This window comes from Candidatus Methylomirabilota bacterium, assembly GCA_036005065.1.
Taxonomy (GTDB): Bacteria; Methylomirabilota; Methylomirabilia; order Rokubacteriales; family DASRDR01; genus DASYQW01.
Genome location: DASYQW010000203.1, coordinates 1 through 16373 on the forward strand (window position 1 = coordinate 1; position 16373 = coordinate 16373).

Sequence of the window (16373 nt, forward strand, 5' to 3'; positions counted from 1 at the left end):
CCTTGGCCTCCAGGGCGAGCGGCTTGAGCTGCTGCGGAGTCTTCACGCCCTTCTCGAGGAGCGCCTTCGTGAGCGTGATGGCCTGGCCGTTCCGGTTGAGGTACATCGGGATGACCATCGGCTTCACGGGCGAGCCCTGGAGGCCCATGGTCGCCGCGTAGGGAATGCCCAGGAGCATGTGGGTCGCCTGGTTCTCGCCGAGGGTGAGGCGATCGCGGATCACCGCCCAGGAGGCTTCCTTCGAGATCGTGGATTCGATGCCGTACCTCTTGAAGAGACCCAGCTCGTGGGCCATGACGATCGAGGAGCAGTCGGTGAGGGCGATGATGCCGATCCGCATCTTCGGAGTTTCCGGAGCGTCGGACGCGTAGGCGCTGCCGGCCCATCGAGCCGGCACGCCCGCGAGCAGGGTGGCCGCGGCGGTGGTCCTGAGGAAATCTCGTCGGGTCGTGCGCATGTGGTCCCCTTTCAAAAAAAATTGGCGCCGCTCCCTCGCGGGAGTCGGCGCCATCGCCGTTGAAACAGCTTGCCACCCTGCAAGCCCCGGGGCAGAGAGAGCAACGCCCATGCCACGCATCGCCTGTCCGCACCGTCCGCTCTAAGCTCCCGTCGCTTCAGGGCAGAGAGGGGCGGCGCGCAGGTGATGCCTACATCGTGGGCTGCTCATGAACTGCGCTGGGCGGCCGAGAATGATTACTTTGAGGTCAGCGAGGCTCGAAGAGAACCGTCACCACGCCTTGCTCGGTCGTGCGCTCGATGATGTGCGTGCGGCTCGCGAGGAGTCGCAGCATACGGTGATTCTCGCCGAGCACGTGGGCCCGGAAGCGCGTCAGGCCGCGCTCGGTTCCCGCGCGAACCACCTCGGCGAGAAGAATGGCGCCGAGTCCCTGTCCCTGATAGCCGTCTTCCAGCACGAAGGCGACCTCGCCCGTCCCCTCCTCGTCCGACGGCTCATAGCGCCCGACGCCCACGAGCTCGATGCCCGCCCCCGCGTCGCGCTCGGCGACCAGGGCAAAGCGGCGCCGGTAGTCGACATTGGCGAAGTAGTGGACCCAGTCCTGCGGAAGGCTTTGCCTCACCGTGAAGAAGCGCTGGTAGGCCGTGTGCCGCGAGAGGCGATCGTAGAGCGCGAGGAGCCGCGGCTCGTCATCGGGGCGGATCGGGCGGATCCGCACCGTCTCGCCGTTCTTGAGCACGACCTGCCGCTCGATCCCGGCCGGGTAATCCATCGGCACTCGCCACGCCTTGCCGTGCTGCCCGAGATCCTGGAACACACCGTTCTCGAGAGCAATTGAGATGCCACGCGTCATGCAGGCGCAAGCGCCGGACTTCATTGGAGCCCGCCGTGGGTTCACGACCGGCGTGATGCGAGATAACTCGTCAGAGGCTAAGAAAAGTGGCGGCGGCTACTTGATCGCTCCCGCCGTGAGGCCGGAGACGTAATAGTCGAGGAAGAAGACGTAGAGGATGACAATGGGAACCGAACCCAGCACCGCGCCCGCCATGAGGGACCCCCAGAAGTAGATATCGCCCCGGATCAGCTCCTGGGTGACCCCCACGCTGGCCGTGAACTGGTCCGATGAGGACGTGAAGGTCAGGGCGTAGATGAACTCGTTCCACGACAGCGTGAAGGCGAAGAGCGCCGCGCACACGAGCCCGGGGACGGCCATCGGGAGGACGATGCGCCAGAGCGCCTGGATCCGCGTGGCCCCGTCCACCATCGCGCACTCCTCCACCTCCTTCGGCACCGTCCGGAAGTAGCCTATGAGGAGCCACGTGCAAAAGGGCACCAGGAAGGTCGGGTAAGTGACGACCAGCGACCACTTGGAGTCAGCCAGCCCGAGCCAGTGAACGACCTGGGCCAGCGGCAGGAAGAGCAGCGAGGTCGGCACCAGGTAGGTCACGAAGATGCCGGTCCCGAACGTTCCCACGCCGAAGAACTTCAGCCGTGCCAGCGCGTAGGCGGCGATGGTGCCGATCACCACCGAGATCGTCGTGGCCATGCCCGTGACCATCAGGCTGTTCTTCGTCCAGGTCATGAAGGCGGTTTCCCAGATCAGCTTCTGGTAGTGCTCCAGGGTCGGCCCCTGGCGGATCACCAGCGGCACCGCCGCGCGGTCGTAGAGCTCCCGGTCGGTCTTCAGCGACGTCAGCGTCATGTGATAGAAGGGGAACAGCGCGAAGAGCAGGAACGGCGCCAGCCCTACGTGCATCAGCACCTTCGCGAGCAGCGGCCGCCTCCGAACGGCCATCAGTACACCTGCCGCCGCACGAACCGCAGCTGGATCCAGACCACGATGGCCAGGACGGGGAATAGGTAGAGCGAGATGGCGGCACCCTGGCCGATCTGGCCGGATTCCAGCCCCACCTGGCGGGTGAGGGTGGCGAACAGGTGCGTCGAGTTGATGGGGCCGCCGTTGGTCAGCACATACACGATGTTGAAGTCGCTGAACGTGAAGATCGTGGAGAACAGCACCACGATGGCCAGGACCGGCTTGAGCAAGGGCAGGGTGACGTTCCAGAAGCGCGCGGAGGCGCTGGCGCCGTCCGCCTCGGCCGCCTCGTAGAGCTCCTTCGGGATCGAGACGAGCCCGGCCAGGATGCAGATCGCGAAGAACGGCAGGCCGCGCCAAACGTTGACCGCGATTACCGCCGTCATCGCGTAATACTTCTGCCCCAGCCAGTTCGGCCCCGGCGGGTCCATCAACCCCAGCGCGATGCCGGACCAGTTCACCACGCTGTAGAGCGAGTTGAACATCCACCACCAGCCGAGCGTGGACAGCGCCGTCGGGATCACCCACGGCAGCAGCACCGCGCCGCGGATGAGCCGCTTGAACCAGAGCTGCTCGTTCAAGAGGAGCGCCAGCGTGATCCCGAGCACCAGCTTCGACCCGACCGCGCTGCCCGTGAAGACGAAGGCGTTCTGGAAGGTCTGCCGGAAGGAGTCGCTGTCCCACAGCGCCACGAAGTTGCGGGTCCCGATGAAGTGGCTGGGTCGGCCGATGAAGGCGTTCGACATGGCGAAGTAGAGTGCCATGACGAACGGGTAGGCCACCAGCACCAGAAGGAGGAGCAGAGCAGGCGTGACGAAGGCCGGGCCCAGGAAACGCTCCCGGTCGAGCAGCTCCCGGACCCGCAGCCCGGCCCGAGACGGGGTGGCACCGACGCGGACGCTGCCGACGGCCACTCCGGCTACCCGCTCACGATCCGCTTCATCTCCTTCTCGGCCCAGGCGATGGCCTCCTTGGTCGGCGTGCCGGTCACCGCCTTGGCGATCATGTTGGGCAGGATGAACTCGTTGGTGATGCGCTGGACCTTGTCGGTGCCGGGCGCGGGCCAGCCGTAGAGGTGGTACTGGACGCCGGGCGCGCTGAGCGCCGCGTACTTGGGGTCCGTCCGGAGGACGGGGTGATCCTGGAGCTTCTCGTAGCTGGGAAGGTTGAACGCGTCGGCTGACATGATCCACTCGTTGTAGACTTCGGGCTTGCCGAGCAGGTACCGGATCCACTCCTTGGCCGGCTCGACGTTCTTGGAGAATTTCCAGATGCCCATGGCGCGCGGCACGTCGGTCTCGTGGCGGCCGTGGGCCCCTCCCAGGCTTCGGTGGTGATTGATCAAGTCCGCCGTGGGCAGCTTCCGTTGCTTGGCGACGATGTAGGTGCTGACCGGGTTGTGGATCCAGCCCGCCTTGCCCTGCTGCATCGACTCGTTGTTGCTGGCGTCGGTCCAGGAGAGCACCTCGGGCTCCATGCAGTCGCGGAACATCTTCTTGTACCATTCGATCATCTGCTCGGTGGCCGGGGAATTGATGCGGACCGTCTGGCCGTCCTTGTCGACCTCCATGCCGCCGAAAGACCAGAGCACGGGTCCCGCGGTGGAGATCGAGTCGTAGTTCTGGGCGATGGGGATCCCGACCGGGTTCCCCATCTTTTTCAGCTCCTTGCCGGCCGTGTAGAGATCTTCCCAGGTGTCGGGGATCTTGAGCCCGGCCTTCTTGAAGAGGTCCTCGCGATAGGTGGGGACGAAGAGCCCGTGGTACATGGGGACCGCGCGCCAGACACCCTTGATGTGGGCCGCCTCGTAGCCCGAGGAGAGCGCCTTGCCGTGCGCCTTCTCCAGCTCGGCCACCACGTCGCCCACCTCCACCAGCTGGGGCTCGTAAAGCCACGGGAAGTGCATGCGCAGCTCGACCAGGTCGTGGCCGGCCTGGGTCTGGACCTCGGCCGCCAGCTTCGCCTGCTGCGGGCCCATGTGAGAGACGTAGTCGATCCGCATCTTGATGCCCGTGTCCTTCGTGAAGCGCTGGGCGATCTCGTTCTGCTTCTTGTCCATCGCCGGCGCGAAATTGTTCCAGCAGAGGTAGGAGATCTCGCGTTGCTGGCCCCGGGCGGGCGGGGTGCCCGTGGCCAGGATGCCCGCCAGGCCGGCGGTGCCGGCTGCGGCGCGCCCGATGAACTGCCGCCGTGTCACCCGATCCATAGCCACCTCCTCTTGCTCACAGGCCGATGCCAAGGCCGCCGGGTTGTCCCGAGCCACCAGCGTGCAAGAAACAAAGGCGCGCCCGATCGGCCCTGAGAGGGCCATGGGGCGCGCCGCCGCCACGATCCGGGTCACCATGTCGCTCGCCGACGACGTACCGAGGTGGGGCCATCATCGGCCGGAGCGGAAGGGCTGTCAAGAGCCCGACACCCCGGCCCCGGGGCGGAATACCCGCGAAGCCCTCCCCGTCTGATCGGGTGACGGTCGGGCAACGCTCTTGCTCCTGGAGGAGGGAGAGGCCATGAAGCGGGTCCTGGCAGTGATCGTGGTGCTGAGTCTCGTGGCGGCCATTCTCGCCACGCCCACCCCGGCCTTCGCGCGGGGTGGGGGTCGCTTCCTGGGCGGCCTCGCGCTCGGCGCGATCACGGGTGTGATCGTCGGCAGCGCGTTCGCGCCGCCCGTCTACTACGCGCCGCCTCCGGTCGTGTACCAGCCCGCGCCGGTCTACGTGGCTCCGCCCGTTTACGCCGCGCCGCCGGCCCCGATGTACGCCGCACCGCCCGCGCCCGTGTACGTCGCGCCGCCGGCCCCGGTATGCGGCGACTACTGGGTGGACGGGTACTGGACTCAGTACGGCTGGGTCCAGCCTCAGTGGCAGCGAGTCTGCCGCTAGGAGCCTGTCGGAGTAACCACGCGCCAACGCCTCGCCCAGCTGCCGCGGGTCAGTGTTCCACTCCGAGCGCGGGCTTGCCCGCGCAACCCTCCCGGGGGAGCGTCTGGGAGGGGGCCCCGACGGGCGAAGCCCGCCCGATCAATGGCCCTCTCCCATGATCTAGCTGATCTTCCAGGTCTCCCCCGACACCAGCAGCTTCCCGATGTCGCCGGTGCCGCGCTCCGAGAGGGCCCGCTGCTCCTGGTCCAGCAGGATCTCCTCGTAGACCGGCGCCTCGACATCCACGAACACTCCGATGGGGATCGGAAACTCGGGGCTCGGCACGTTGGCCAGGACCAGCGCGGCACCGACGTCGCGGACGTCGTGGGTCCAGAGCGTGCTCTCCGGCACGTCCTTGGTGCGGACGACCCTGGGCCGGACCCCTTCGAGGACGAGCCCGCGGCGGTCGTCGACGGGCCCGAAGATCAGGGGCTTCCCGTGCTCCAGCCGGAGCTCGTGCTGGACCTTCGATTCCCGGTCGTAGAGGATGTTCCAGGCCAGGTCGTTGTAGATGTTGCAGTTCTGCAGGATCTCCACGAAGGCCGCGCCCTTGTGGGCGGCCGCCTTCTTCACGGTGTCCTCCATGTGCGGGATGTTCCGGTCCACGGAGCGCGCCACGAAGGTCGCCCCCACGCCGAGGGCGAAGGCGCACGGGTTGATGGGCCGGTCGGCCGAGCCCATGGGGGTCGACTTGGTCACCTTGCCGAGCTCGCTGGTCGGCGAGTACTGGCCCTTGGTCAAGCCGTACACCTTGTTGTTGAACAGGAGGATCGTCACGTTGATGTTCCGCCGGAGGACGTGCAGCATGTGATTCCCGCCGATCGACAGGCCGTCCCCGTCGCCCGTCACCACGAACACCTTCAGGTCGGGCCGGGCCAGCCGGAGCCCGGTGGCGATCGCCGGCGCCCGGCCGTGGATGGTGTGGAACCCGTAGGTGTTCATGTAGTACGGGAAGCGACTCGAGCAGCCGATCCCGGAGATGAACACGATGTCTTCACGCGGGATGCCGAGATCCGGCATCATCTTCTGCATGGCGCTCAGGATAGCGTAGTCCCCGCAGCCGGGGCACCAGCGGACGTCCTGGTCGGACTCGAAGTCCTTCTTGGTGTACTTGGGCGCCGACGGAGCGGCGGTCCCGGTGCTCTCACTCATCGGTGTTCGTCCTCAGTCTTCCTTCAGGATCTGGTTGATCGCCTCGTGGATCTCCTCGGTCGCCAGGGGGACGCCCCGCACGCGGTTGAAGCCCACCGCATCCACGAGATACTCGGCCCGGAGCACGCGGACGAGCTGGCCGCTGTTGATCTCCGGCACCAGCACCCGCCGGTACTGGCGGAGGATCTGTCCCAGGTCCGGCGGCAGCGGGTTGAGGTGCCGGAGGTGGATGCTGGCCACCGACCGGCCCTGCATCTGGGTGGCCTCCACGGCGGCCGTGATCGCCCCGTAGGTGCCGCCCCACCCGACGACCAGCAGATCCCCGGCGACGGGTCCGTTGATGGACGTGGGCGGGATCTCCTGAGCGACTCGCCGCACCTTCTCGGCGCGGAGCTTGACCATGAGCTCGTGGTTGTCGGGATCGTAGGAGACGTTCCCGGTGATGTGCTGCTTCTCGAGCCCCCCGATGCGGTGCTCGAGGCCCGGCGTCCCGGGCCGCACCCACGGCCGCGCCAGCGTGGCCTCTTCCCGGAGGTAGGGGAAGAACCCTTCCTTCTCGACCCGGAAGCGTACCGTGATCTCGGGCAGCGTCTTCGGGTCCGGGATCAGCCAGGGCTCGGCGCCGTTGGCCAGGTAACCGTCGCTCAGCACGATGACCGGCACCATGTACTTGATGGCGATCCGGATGGCCTCGTAGGCGATGTAGAAGCAGTCGCCGGGGGTGGCCGGCGCCAGGACGACGACGGGGCACTCGCTGTTGCGCCCATACAGGGCCTGCATCAGGTCGGCCTGCTCCGTCTTGGTCGGGAGGCCGGTCGAGGGCCCGCCCCGCTGGATGTCGAACACGACGACCGGCAGCTCGGCCATCACGGCCAGCGCCAATCCCTCGGACTTCAAGGCCAGCCCCGGTCCGCTCGTCGCGCAGCACCCGATGGCCCCGCCGAACGCGGCTCCGACCACCGACCCGATCGCGGCGATCTCGTCTTCGGCCTGCATCGTCCGGACGCGAAAGCGCTTGTGCTGGGAGAGCTCGTGGAGGATGTCGCTGGCGGGGGTGATCGGATAGGCTCCGTACACGACGGGCAGGCCCGTCCGTTGGGCGGCGGCCAGGATGCCCCAGGCCAGGGCCCGGTTCCCGGTCATCGACCGGTAGAGGCCCGGCGCCATGTCGGCCGGCTCGATCCCATAGCACTCGCTGAAGATCTCCGCCGTCTCGCCGAAGTGGTAGCCGGTCTTCAGCGCCCGGGTGTTCGCCTCGGCGATGACCGGGTTCTTCGCGAACTTCTTCGTGATCCAGTCGAGCGTCGGCTCGATCGGCCGCGTGTAGATCCACGAGACCAGCCCCAGCGCGAAGAAGTTCTTGCAGCGGTCCTTCTCCCTGGCGTTGAGCGCCAGCCCCTCGAGGGCATCCACGGTCAGGCGCGTGATGTCCACCTTGTGCAGGCGGTAGCGCTCGGCCAGAGCCGGGTCGTCCAGAGGGTTCGCGGTATAGCCCGCGCGGTCGAGGTTCTTCTTCTCGAAGGCGTTGGTGTTGAGGATCAGAAGCGCGCCGTCCTTGAGGTCCGCCAGGTGCACCTTGAGCGCCGCCGGGTTCATCGCCACCAGGCAGTCGAGCCGATCTCCCGGCGTGTAGACACGCCGGCTCCCGAACTGGAGCTGGAAGCTCGATACCCCGAAGAGCGTGCCGGCCGGGGCTCGGATCTCGGCCGGGAAGTTCGGGAAGGTGGCGATGTCGTTGCCGGCCCATGCCGACTCGGTAGTGAACTGCTCGCCCGTCAGCTGCATGCCGTCGCCGGAATCACCGGCGAACCGGACGACCGCCCGATCGAGCTCGCGGCGTGGCTTGGCTGCGGTCGGCACGGACGCCATCACTTCGCTCATGAGCTCTCCTGCTCTTCGGCTCAGCCCGCGTCCATCTCGAGCGGGCGTTTGATGGCGTCTCCCGGCCTCAGATTGAAGACCGCTTCCGGGAAGAGATGGGCCAGCCACTTGATGAAGTCGTGGACGGTGACGATGCCGATCGGCCGGCCGGCCTCGTCCACCAGGGGGATGGTCCGATACCCGGCGACGCTCATCCGGTTCACCGCGTAGCAGACACGGTCCCGCGGGGTGAGGGCCTCCGGGCCCGGGGTCATCACCGCCGAGAGCGGCGTGGCCGCCGGGTCGAGGCCCCGGCCGACGACCCGTGTCAGCAGATCCCGCTCGGTGAAGATGCCGACCAGGCGTCCTCCCGCATCGATCACCAGGACTCCGGGCTGGCGCGCCGCCAGCATCCGGCCCACCGCCTCCCCGACCCGCGCCGTCTCACGGAGGCAGACCGGCTCGGTGGGCGACAGCGCGTTGATGGTGTCGTTGAGGAGCGCCCCACGGAGTTCCCGGAACTCGGTCTCGAGCCCCGCCGAATACTCGTCCTCAAACTCAGTCATGGCCGCCCCTCCTACGCGCGTTCTGCCGGATGACGGGCCGCCACACCCCGGTTTCGGACCGGCGGAGCCGTTCGGGACTTGCCCACGGCCCGGCCGGACAGAGCCTCCGGACGGGCGGGCAGGCCGGCCCCTCGTCACCCCAGGTATGGTACCCAAAGCCCTTGCCAATCGCAAGGTTTCGCCTGGAGGTCCGGCCGGGGCCGGGAGAGCATCCGCTCAGGAAATCCGGGGCTTCCGGACGCCGCTGCCGGTTCGCTGGTCGAGGTCCTACAGGAGCGGAGCGGGCAGGTCCGAGCGCCCCATCAGGTACAGGTCAATACCGCGCGCGGCGCTACGGCCCTCCGCGATGGCCCACACGATCAGCGACTGCCCGCGCTGCATGTCGCCGGCCGTGAAGACGCCGGGGACGCTGGTCATCCAGCGCGCGTCCCGCCAGACGGTGCCGCGCTCGGTCAGCTTGACGCCCAGCTGGGCCAGCATACCCTCGCGCTCGGGGCCCAGGAAGCCCATGGCCAGGAGAACCAGGTCGCAAGGCAGGGTGAACTCGGTCCCCGGCACCTCCCTGAAGACGGGGCGGCCATCCTCGCGGGCGGCGGCGACCCGGACGGCTTCGAGCGCGCGCACCTGGCCGCGGCCGTCGCCGAGGAAGCGCCGGGTCGAGACGGAAAACACGCGCTCGCCGCCCTCCTCGTGAGCGGAGGAGACCCGGTAGATGTTCGGCCACTGAGGCCACGGGTTGTCGGGGGCGCGCTGGTCGGGCGGGCGCGGGAGGATCTCCAGCTGATGCACGGAGCGCGCGCCCTGCCGGTGCACGGTCCCCAGGCAGTCGGCGCCGGTGTCGCCGCCGCCGATGATCATCACGTGCTTGCCGCGGGCGGTGATGAAGCGCTCGTCGGGAATCGGATCCCCCTCGCAGCGCCGGTTCTGGAGCGGTAGGTACTCCATGGCGAACTGAATGCCTCGCAGCTCGCGGCCGGGGATCGGCAAGTCCCGCGGGGCGCCGGCGCCGCCCGCCAGCAGGAGAGCGTCGAAGTCGCGACGGAGGTCCTCGACGGCCACGGTGACGCCGACGTGGGCGTTGGCGACGAAGCGGACGCCCTCGGCCTCGAGCTGCGCGAGCCGCCGATCCAGAACGCGCTTCTCCATCTTGAACTCGGGGATTCCGTAGCGGAGGAGGCCGCCGATGCGATCGTCCCGCTCGAAGACCGTGACCGCGTGGCCCGCCCGGGTCAGCTGCTGGGCCGCGGCGAGGCCGGCCGGCCCGGAGCCGACCACGGCCACCGTTCGGCCGGTCTGAGCCGCCGGCGGCGCGGGCTTGACCCAGCCGGCGGCGAAGGCATGGTCGATGATGGCCAGCTCGATCGGCTTGATCGTCACCGGGTCGTCGTTGATCCCCAGGACGCAGGAACCCTCGCAGGGGGCCGGGCACAACGTCCCCGTGAATTCCGGGAAGTTGTTGGTCGCGTGGAGACGGTCGAGCGCCTCCCGGAAGTCGTCCCGGTAGACGAGGTCGTTCCAGTCCGGGATGAGGTTGCCGAGCGGGCAGCCCTGGTGGCAGAAGGGGACGCCGCAGTCCATGCAGCGAGCCCCCTGCCGGCGGAGCGCGTCGCCCGGCCACGGGAGCATCACCTGCTTCCAGTCGCCCAGACGCGCGGCGAGCGGCCGGTAGGGCTGTTTCTCGCGCTTGAACTCGACGAACCCCGTGACCTTCCCCATGACCCTGCTAAGACCCCGTCGCCTCGCTCAGGCCGAACCGCCGCGCGGCTGCTCGGCCGCTCCGAGCGCGGGCTTCGCCCGCGCAACCCTCCTGGGGGAGGTCTCGGAGGGGGCCGTCGAGGCCCCCTCCGAAGTCATCCGTGGGCTCCCTCCATCACCGCCTTCTCCCAGGGGATGCCTTCCTCCTGAGCGCGCTTCATGGCCAGGAGCGCCCGCTTGTAATCGCGCGGCACGACCTTCACGAACGTCGGCTGCACGCTCTCCCAGTTGGCCAGCAGCTTATCGGCTACCGTGCTCTGGGTGAAGCGGACGTGGCGACGGAGCAACTCGCGCACCTCCTCGACGTCCTCGGCGGCGACGAGCGGCTCCAGGTCCACCATGCCGAGGTTACAGCGGCGGCGGAACCCGCTGTCAGCATCGAGGACGTAGGCCACGCCGCCCGACATCCCGGCCGCGAAGTTGCGGCCGGTCTCGCCGATGACGACCACCCGGCCGCCGGTCATGTACTCGCAGCCGTGGTCGCCCACGCCCTCCACCACCGCCCGTGCCCCGCTGTTCCGCACGGCGAAGCGCTCGCCCGCCACCCCGCGGAAATAGGCCTCGCCGCTGGTGGCCCCATAGAGGGCCACGTTGCCGACCAGGATGTTCTCCTCCGGCGCGAAGCCGGCCTCCCGCGGCGGGTAGACGATGACCTTCCCCCCGGAGAGGCCCTTGGCGATGTAGTCGTTGGAGTCTCCCTCCAGGACGAGGGTGATGCCACGCGGGATGAAGGCCCCGAAGCTCTGGCCAGCGGCGCCGGTGAAGTGGATGCGGATGGTGTCGTCGGGAAGTCCCTCGCCGCCGTACCGGCGGGTGACCTCGTAGCCCAGGATGGTCCCGACCGTCCGGTGTACGTTTCGGATCGGCAGCCGCAGGTCGACGGATCGCTTGCGTTGGAGCGCGTCCTGGCACATGGGGACCAGCGTGATCACGTCCAGCGACTTCTCCAGCCCGTGGTCCTGGTCCCGGACCTTCCGGATGGCGACATCCGGCCCGACGTCCGGCCGGTAGAGGATCGTGGAGAAGTCCAACCCGAGGGCCTTCCAGTGGTCGACCGCCGGCCGGGTGTCGAGCTTCTCCACGCGCCCGATCATCTCGTCCATGGTGCGGAAGCCAAGGCGGGCCATCACCTCGCGGACCTCCTCGGCGACGAAGCGGAAGAAGCTCTCTACGAACTCGGGCTTCCCGGTGAACCGCTTCCGCAGCTCCGGGTCCTGAGTAGCCACCCCCACCGGGCACGTGTTCAGGTGGCAGACCCGCATCATGATGCAACCCATGACGACCAGCGGCGCGGTGGAGAAGCCGTACTCCTCGGCGCCGAGGAGCGCCGCGATGACGACGTCACGTCCCGTCTTCATCTGGCCGTCGGTCTGGACGACGATCCGGTCCCGCAGCTTGTTCAGGACCAGGACCTGCTGAGTCTCGGCCACCCCCAGCTCCCAGGGGACGCCGCCGTGCTTGATGGAGGTCAGCGGCGAGGCCCCGGTGCCGCCGTCGTGGCCGGAGATCAGGACCACGTCGGAGTACGCCTTGGCCACGCCCGCCGCCACCGTCCCCACGCCCACCTCGGCTACCAGCTTCACGTGAATGCGCGCCTGGGGATTCGCGTTCTTCAGGTCGTGGATGAGCTGCTTGAGGTCCTCGATGGAGTAGATGTCGTGGTGCGGCGGCGGCGAGATCAGCCCCACCCCCGGCGTCGAGTAGCGGACCTTGGCGATCCACGGGTAGACCTTGTGGCCAGGGAGCTGGCCGCCCTCGCCGGGCTTGGCTCCCTGGGCCATCTTGATCTGGAGATCGTCGGCGTTGACCAGGTACTCGCTGGTGACCCCGAAGCGGCCGGAGGCGACCTGCTTGACCGCGCTCCGCCGCCAGTCACCGTTCGGGTCGCGCCGGTAGCGGGCCGGGTCTTCCCCGCCCTCGCCCGTGTTGGAGCGGCCCCCGAGGCGGTTCATGGCGATGGCCAGCGTCTCGTGGGCTTCCTGGCTGATCGAGCCGTAGGACATGGCGCCGGTGGCGAAGCGCTTCATGATGGACTCGGCCGGCTCGACCTCTTCCAGAGGGATCGGCTGCTCGGCGAACTTGAACTCGAAGAGCCCGCGGAGGGTGGCCAGGTTGCGGTTCTGCTCGTCCACCAGGCGGGTGTACTCCTTGAAGATCCGGTACTGGCCGCTCCGGGTGGCGTGCTGGAGCTTGAAGACCGTATCCGGGTTGAAGAGGTGATACTCGCCGTCCCGGCGCCATTGATACTCCCCGCCCCCGTCCAGCTCGGGCGGGCCCACCGGCCGGTCGGGGAAGGCGCGTTGGTGGCGGCGGCGCACCTCCTCGGCGATCACCTCGATGCCGATGCCGCTCACGCGGGAGGCGGTGCCGGTGAAGTACCTGTCCACCAGCTCCCCGTCGAGGCCGATGGCCTCGAAGATCTGCGCTCCGCAGTAGCTCTGGAGCGTCGAGATCCCCATCTTGGCCATGACCTTCAGGATCCCCTTGTTGAGGGCCTTGATGTAGTTCTTGACGGCCTTCGTCTGGTCGATCTCGGGCAGCAGGCCCTCGTGGATCATGTCGTCGAGGCTTTCGAAGGCCACCCACGGGTTCACGGCCCCCGCCCCGTAGCCGAGCAGCAGGGCCACGTGGTGGACCTCGCGGGCGTCGCCGGTCTCCACCACGAGGCCGCACCGCGTGCGCTCCCCACGACGGACGAGGTGGTGGTGGACGGCGGCGGTGGCGAGCAGGCTCGGGATCGCGGCCCGCTCGCGGCTGACCCCGCGGTCCGACAGGATGACGATGTTGTGGCCGTCGGCGATGGCCCGGCTCGCCCGCTGCTGGAGGTTCTCCAGCGCCTGCTCCAGCCCGGCGGCGCCCTCGGCCACCGGGTAGAGCATGAGCAGGGTGACGGCCGTGAAGGCCCGCGCGCTCACGTTGCGGAGCCTGGCCAGCTCCTGGTTTGAGACCACCGGATCCTTGAGCAGGATCTGCCGGCAGGACTCCGGCTCCGGCTTCAGCAGGTTCCGCTCGGGCCCGATCGTGGACTCCATGGACGTGACCAGCTCCTCGCGGATCTGGTCGAGCGGCGGGTTCGTCACCTGGGCGAAGAGCTGCTTGAAGTAGTCGTAGAGGAGCCGCGGCCGGTTGGAGAGGACGGCCAGCGCGGTGTCCGTCCCCATCGAGCCGATCGGCTCCTCACCCTGGCGGGCCATCGGCCCGAGCAGGATGCGGAGGTCCTCATGGGTGTAGCCGAAGGCGATCTGGCGCTGGAGCACGGTGGCGTGGCCAGACTCGGGCACCGGATGCTCGGGCAGGTCCTCGAGTCGTACCAGGTTCTCCCGGAGCCAGTCGGCGTAGGGATGCTCGGCGGCGAGCTGGGCCTTGATCTCCTCGTCGTCGATGATCCGCCCCTGGGCCGTATCCACCAGGAAGATGCGGCCCGGATGCAGGCGCTCCTTCACCAGGACGTTCTCCGGCGGGATGTCGAGGACGCCCACCTCGGAGGCCATGACCACCAGGCCATCGCGGGTGACGTAGTACCGCGACGGCCGGAGTCCGTTGCGGTCGAGGACCGCCCCGATCACGGTGCCGTCGGTGAAGGCGATGGAGGCCGGGCCGTCCCAGGGCTCCATGAGCGAGGCGTGGTACTCGTAGAACGCCCGCCGCTCCGGGCTCATGGACTCGTGGTGCTGCCAGGGCTCCGGGATCATCATCAGGATGGCGTGGGGCAGCGACCGCCCGTTCATCACCAGGAACTCGAGGACGTTGTCGAACGTCGCCGTGTCCGAGAGCCCCTCGCGGGTAACCGGGAAGACCTTCTTCAGGTCGTCGCCCAGCACGTCGGATCGGCAGAGCGCCTCGCGGGCGCGCATCCAGTTGATGTTCCCGCGAAGCGTGTTGATCTCGCCGTTGTGGGCGATCATCCGGTAGGGATGGGCGAGCGGCCACGACGGAAACGTGTTGGTCGAGAAGCGCTGGTGGACGAGGGCCAGCGCCGACTCCACGTCCGGGTCGGTGATGTCGGGGTACATGATCTCGATCTGGTCGGCGCTCAGCATCCCCTTGTAGATGAGCGTCCGGGACGAGAGGCTCGGGATGTAGGCGTACTTGTTCTCCGGGATGTCGAGCCCCGCCATCGCCTTCTCGAACTGCTTGCGGACCACGTACAGCTTGCGCTCGAAGGCGGCCGGGTCGGCCACGGCCGGCCCGCGGCCGACGAAGATCTGCATGATGGCCGGCTCGACGGACCGGGCGGTGGCGCCGAGCGGGCGGTCGTCGGTGGGCAGGCTCCGCCAGCCCAGCATCCGCTGGCCTTCCTCCTCGACGATGGAGTGCAGGAGGGCCCGCACCTTGTCCCGCTGCTGGGGCTCCAGGGGCAGGAACACGAGCCCGCAGCCGTAGGCGCCGACCGGCGGCAGCGCGATCCCGAGCCGCCCGCATTGCCGCCGGAGGAACCGGTCGGGCATCTGGATGAGGATCCCGGCGCCGTCGCCGGTGTTGGGCTCGGAGCCGCAGGCGCCGCGATGCTGGAGGTTCTTGAGGACCGTGAGCGCCTGCCGCACGATCGCGTGGGACCTCTTGCCCTTGATGTCCACGACGAAGCCGACACCGCAGGCATCGTGCTCGTGGCGAGGATCGTACAGACCCTGGGCAGGCGGCACACCAGCTGGCATCATCGCGGCTTCCCCTTCGCGTCCTCGGCTTGTGAAATGGCCGAACAAGCCTTTCCGGGAGGATAGCGCAGTGTCAACCATTAGCCAAGCCCAAAATTGAGAAATCATCGCATTAGTCACGCTAATAGGGTAGGCTGGATCATCGGAGGGGGCCTCGACGGCCCCTCCGAGACCTCCCCCAGGAGGGGTTGCGGCGGCAGAGCCGCCGCTCGGACTCTGTTACTCGCATGTCGTGCATCGGAGGCTGAGTGATTTTTCCGACGGAGTCCTAACCGCCGTGCACCTGGATACCCTGCGGCTCTATCGCGACGTGGTCCGGCTCCGGAGCTTCTCCCGCGCGGCGGCCGCCAACGGCGTCACCCAGTCCGCGGCCAGCCAGGCCATCCAGCAGCTCGAAGCGGAGCTGGACGTGCTGCTGCTGGACCGCTCGCGCCGGCCGCTCCAGGCCACGGAGGAAGGGCGGCACTTCTATGAGGCGTGCCGGACGCTGCTCCACGGCTTCGACAAGGCGCGGGCCGACCTGGCCGCGGCCCGCCAGCGGGTGGAGGGCACGGTCCGGGTGGCGGCCATCTACTCGGTAGGCCTCCACGACATGAGCCGCCACATGCAACCGTTCATGTCGGCCTACCCGCAGGCCCGGGTGCTGCTGGAGTGCCTGCACCCCCACAAGGTGGTGGAGGCGGTGCTCCACGACGAAGCCGACCTGGGGATCCTCTCCTACCCGGCCGCCACCCGCGCCCTCGCGGTGATCCCGCTGCGGTCGGAGCCCATGGTGCTGGTCACCCATCCCAGCCATCGGCTGGCCCGCCGCCGCCGCCTCGCCCCCGCCGAGCTGAACGGGGAGCGCTTCGTCGCCTTCGACCCCGATCTCGCCATCCGCAAGGTCATCGACAGGGTGCTGAAGCAGTACAACGTCAAGGTCGACGTGGCAATGGCATTCGACAACGTGGAGACCATCAAGCAGGCCATCGGCATCGCGGCCGGTGTCAGCATCCTCCCACGGCCGACGGTGTTGAAGGAGATCGGGATCAGGACACTGGTGGGGGTGTCGCTCCCCTTCCCGGGGCTGGTCCGCCCGATCGGCATCATCCACCGGCGGGGGCGGCGGCTGACGCCGGCGGTGGTGCGTTTCGTCGAGCTACTCCAGAAGGCCGACGATGTCGGCGAGCACCTGGGCGCGGGCGAGGGCCGCTA

At 68.4% G+C, this 16373-nt stretch carries 12 protein-coding genes; 2 read left to right on the plus strand and 10 right to left on the minus strand.

Annotated features, from left to right (window positions below; translation table 11 throughout):
• From VGW35_15025 to VGW35_15045, 5 genes are all read right to left on the minus strand, one after another.
• On the minus strand, positions 1-457 hold a 457-nt coding region (locus VGW35_15025), incomplete at its 3' end, for an ABC transporter substrate-binding protein (protein ID HEV8308972.1).
• 247 nt (positions 458-704) lie between these two features.
• Positions 705-1334: a GNAT family N-acetyltransferase gene (locus VGW35_15030; protein HEV8308973.1), complete on the minus strand. Its 630-nt coding sequence runs from the start codon at positions 1332-1334 to the stop codon at positions 705-707.
• A 72-nt stretch (positions 1335-1406) separates the two neighbouring features.
• Positions 1407-2252 (minus strand): carbohydrate ABC transporter permease, encoded by an 846-nt coding sequence (locus tag VGW35_15035; protein ID HEV8308974.1) that lies wholly within the window; start codon positions 2250-2252, stop codon positions 1407-1409.
• Positions 2252-3187: a sugar ABC transporter permease gene (locus tag VGW35_15040; GenBank protein ID HEV8308975.1), complete on the minus strand. Its 936-nt coding sequence runs from the start codon at positions 3185-3187 to the stop codon at positions 2252-2254. The genes VGW35_15035 and VGW35_15040 overlap by 1 nt, the downstream gene beginning before the upstream one ends.
• Positions 3188-3192: 5 nt before the next feature.
• Positions 3193-4479 carry an extracellular solute-binding protein gene (locus VGW35_15045; protein ID HEV8308976.1) on the minus strand — a complete coding sequence of 429 codons (1287 nt, stop codon included), beginning with the start codon at positions 4477-4479 and terminating at the stop codon, positions 3193-3195.
• Positions 4480-4780: 301 nt separating this feature from the next.
• Between VGW35_15045 and VGW35_15050 the strand changes: the two genes are divergently transcribed.
• Positions 4781-5152: a hypothetical protein gene (locus VGW35_15050; GenBank protein ID HEV8308977.1), complete on the plus strand. Its 372-nt coding sequence runs from the start codon at positions 4781-4783 to the stop codon at positions 5150-5152.
• A 159-nt stretch (positions 5153-5311) separates the two neighbouring features.
• Here the strand turns inward: VGW35_15050 and VGW35_15055 are convergent, their stop codons facing one another.
• The 5 genes from VGW35_15055 to gltB all read right to left on the minus strand — a co-directional run bounded on the left by VGW35_15055 (position 5312) and on the right by gltB (position 15179).
• On the minus strand, positions 5312-6343 hold the full coding sequence (locus tag VGW35_15055) for a 2-oxoacid:ferredoxin oxidoreductase subunit beta (protein ID HEV8308978.1): 1032 nt from the start codon (positions 6341-6343) through the stop codon (positions 5312-5314).
• 12 nt (positions 6344-6355) lie between these two features.
• Complete coding sequence (locus VGW35_15060; protein HEV8308979.1) at positions 6356-8224, minus strand: 2-oxoacid:acceptor oxidoreductase subunit alpha; 1869 nt, start codon at positions 8222-8224, stop codon at positions 6356-6358.
• Positions 8225-8244: 20 nt separating this feature from the next.
• Complete coding sequence (locus VGW35_15065; protein ID HEV8308980.1) at positions 8245-8769, minus strand: CBS domain-containing protein; 525 nt, start codon at positions 8767-8769, stop codon at positions 8245-8247.
• A gap of 267 nt (positions 8770-9036) precedes the next feature.
• Positions 9037-10485, minus strand: coding sequence for a glutamate synthase subunit beta (locus VGW35_15070; GenBank protein ID HEV8308981.1), 1449 nt, complete (start codon positions 10483-10485; stop codon positions 9037-9039).
• A gap of 134 nt (positions 10486-10619) precedes the next feature.
• Positions 10620-15179 carry a glutamate synthase large subunit gene (gltB, locus tag VGW35_15075; GenBank protein HEV8308982.1) on the minus strand — a complete coding sequence of 1520 codons (4560 nt, stop codon included), beginning with the start codon at positions 15177-15179 and terminating at the stop codon, positions 10620-10622.
• 277 nt (positions 15180-15456) lie between these two features.
• On the opposite strand from gltB, the gene VGW35_15080 reads away from it, so the two are divergent.
• On the plus strand, positions 15457-16373 hold a 917-nt coding region (locus VGW35_15080; GenBank protein ID HEV8308983.1), incomplete at its 3' end, for a LysR family transcriptional regulator.